The organism is uncultured Campylobacter sp. (assembly GCF_938045205.1).
Lineage (GTDB): Bacteria > Campylobacterota > Campylobacteria > Campylobacterales > Campylobacteraceae > Campylobacter_B.
On record NZ_CALIMY010000152.1, the window covers coordinates 1 to 2,813 of the forward strand.

Consider the following 2,813-nt stretch of genomic DNA (forward strand, 5'->3'; position numbering starts at 1 on the left):
GCAAAATATGCAGAGACGCGACATACTGAAAATGGGTATGGTAGGAGCCGGTGCACTCGCACTTAGCGCGGTGAATGCACAAGCAAGCGCTGTAGACGCAAAGGACGTCAAATTTGACGAGGAGTGGGATGTAATCATCATCGGCAGCGGTTTTGCAGGGCTTGCGGCGGGCTTAAAAGCCGCGCAAAAAGGCAATAAAGTGCTAATCCTCGAAAAGATGGGCCGTATCGGCGGAAACTCCGTAATCAACGGCGGCGGTATGAGCGTGCCAATGAACCCAGTGCAGGAAAAAACGGGCATCAAAGACAGTAAAGAGCTATTTATGAACGACTGTCTAAAAGCAGGACTTGGCATCAATCACCCCGAGCTTTTAAGCACGCTAGCAGACCGCGGCCTAGACGCGTTTAAATTCCTCGTAGATAACGGCGTGCAATTTAAGATGGATCACTGCGCGCACTTCGGCGGTCACAGCGTCGCGCGCTCGATGCTAACTACAAATGATAGCGGCTCGGGCTACATCCAGCCGATGCTTGAAAAATTTGAAGCACTAAAAGACAAAGGCTGCGAGCTTCGCCGCCGCGCCAAATTTGACGATTTCGTAATGGACGAAGGTCGCGTAGCGGGCGTCGTGATCCGTGAGGAGTATAAATTTGATCCGAATCTTTACAGCGACGATCTTGAAAACACGAGCGGCACAAAAAAGACGCTCAAAGCCAAAAAAGGCGTAGTACTCGCAGCGGGCGGATTTTGCCGCGATAAAATTTTCCGCAAGCTTCAAGACCCGCGCATTCCTGATGATGTCGATAGCACCAACCATCCGGGAGCTACCGCGGGCGTGCTACTAAAAGCCTTTGAGATCGGCGCGTATCCGGTGCAGGTCGATTGGATCCAGTTCGGTCCGTGGGCGAGCCCCGATGAGAAAGGCTTCGGTACCGCTCCGATCCTAACTCAGCAAGGCACCTTTAAATACGGCATCGCCGTGGACGTTCGCACGGGCAAGCGCTTTATGAACGAGCTTGCAGACCGTAAGACCCGCGCGGATGCGGAGTTTAAAATTTTACGCGAGGATCCGAAAGCCTATCCGATAACCTTTGCAGACACAAAAATGGCGTTTAAAGACCTAAGCGAAGAGGTTATTTCTAAAGGCATGGCAAGCGGCAAGCTAGTGGGCGAATGCGCGAGCCTAGATGAGATCGCCAGTAAATACGGCGTGCCTGCAGATGCCTTAAAAGAGAGCGTTAAAAAATACAACGAAGGCGTTAAAGCCAAAAAAGATGAGTTCGGCAAGCAAGAAAGCGCGCTAAGCGAGATCAACGAAGCGGGACCTTTCTACGTCATCCGCCTCTCGCCGAAGCCTCACCACACTATGGGCGGCCTAAAAATCAATACCAAAGCCGAGGTCTTATCATCTAAAACCAATAAGCCGATCCCTGGGCTTTGGGCTGCGGGCGAGATCACCGGCGGTACGCACGGCGCGAGCAGACTCGGTACGGTTGCGATAACCGACTGCATAGTTTTCGGAATGATCGCTGGCGAGCAGATCGCCTAATTTGGTCTGAGCGCAAGCTCTTTAAAGCCTTGCCGGTAGCGAAAGCGGGCCCGGCAAGGCAGTTTTCTAAAAGGTTGCAAATGAAAAATTTCAGTTTTACGGCGCTGTTTCTGTGCTGTATCATCGCGACTTTGTTCGGCGCGCCGAGCGCTAATGACGCCAACGCCACGAACATAGTCGTTTCAGATGAGCTTCGGGCAAAATACAAAATCAAACCTCATCACGAGCATTTGTCGTTTGACTGCGTCGATTGCCACATAAATCAAGGAAGCGATCCGTCTAAATTTAAAAGCATCGGCGATAAAGGCTGTATCAGCTGCCACGGCGACAAAAAGCAGCTCGCTTTGAGGCTTAAATTTATGGATACGCTCAAGGCCAATCCGCACAACTCCGTCCACGACGGTCCTACGCTATACTGCGACGAATGCCACAACGAGCACAAGGCATCTACGAATATGTGTACCGAATGCCACGAGCACGAAGTGCCGCAATGGATGGGGGTGACACCATGAGAATTTCTAAAAAATTACTAGCGCTTATCATCTTAATAAGCGGCATTATAGGGTTTTTCGTCGTCGTGCCGGTGCATTACGCGCTCGAGAAAACGAGCACCGATAAATTCTGCGACGTCTGCCACGAGATGGATCCGATGGTGATCGCCTATCAAGAGGACGTTCACTCGGGCAAGGGCAAAACGGGCATCAAAGCCCAATGCGTCGACTGCCACCTACCGCACGACAATATTGTAAAATACGTCTATCAAAAGGCCAAAAACGGCGTGCTGGAGGGCTACTCGCACTTCTTCGACGAGCCTGAAAAATTTGATTGGAACAAAAGGCGCGAAAACCGCGAGCACTATGTGTTTGACAACGGCTGCACGAGCTGCCACGCCACCGTGATAGACAGCAAAATCACCTCCGAGCAGGCACAGCGCATGCACGCGCACTACAAAAAGCTCCTAGGCACCGAGCGCGAGCTAAAATGCGCGAGCTGCCACGTAAGCGCGGGACATGGCATCGGGCTTCGCAACTACCTAGAGTACTGGCGACCGACGTATAAAATTTACGAAAAGAAGATGATGGAGGAAAAGATCAAGGCGAAGAAGGGATTTTTCGGCGATGAGTATAAACCAAGCGCCGAAGAGCAGGCCTTTATGGACGCTTCTAGCGCGAAAAAATAACGCTTTGAGATTATAAGCGTTTCGATTCGCGTTTCAATTCATACTCCGCCGCGGGTTAAATTTAAAGCTCAAATTTAGGGCTTA

3 protein-coding genes are annotated in these 2,813 nt (G+C 51.1%); all 3 read left to right on the forward strand.

What is annotated here, in order from left to right; all coding sequences use genetic code 11:
- Positions 1 to 7: 7 nt before the first annotated feature.
- The 3 genes from Q0198_RS09390 (at position 8) to Q0198_RS09400 (ending at position 2,729) form a co-directional block, all read left to right on the forward strand.
- The gene (locus Q0198_RS09390) at positions 8 to 1,549 is read left to right on the forward strand and encodes a flavocytochrome c (protein ID WP_297897382.1); all 1,542 of its coding nucleotides are present in this window, start codon (positions 8 to 10) and stop codon (positions 1,547 to 1,549) included.
- Positions 1,550 to 1,629: 80 nt separating this feature from the next.
- Positions 1,630 to 2,061: a cytochrome c3 family protein gene (locus Q0198_RS09395; protein ID WP_005870314.1), complete on the forward strand. Its 432-nt coding sequence runs from the start codon at positions 1,630 to 1,632 to the stop codon at positions 2,059 to 2,061.
- Complete coding sequence (locus tag Q0198_RS09400; protein WP_297897385.1) at positions 2,058 to 2,729, forward strand: NapC/NirT family cytochrome c; 672 nt, start codon at positions 2,058 to 2,060, stop codon at positions 2,727 to 2,729. Before Q0198_RS09395 ends, Q0198_RS09400 begins: the two co-directional genes overlap by 4 nt.
- Positions 2,730 to 2,813: the final 84 nt, after the last annotated feature.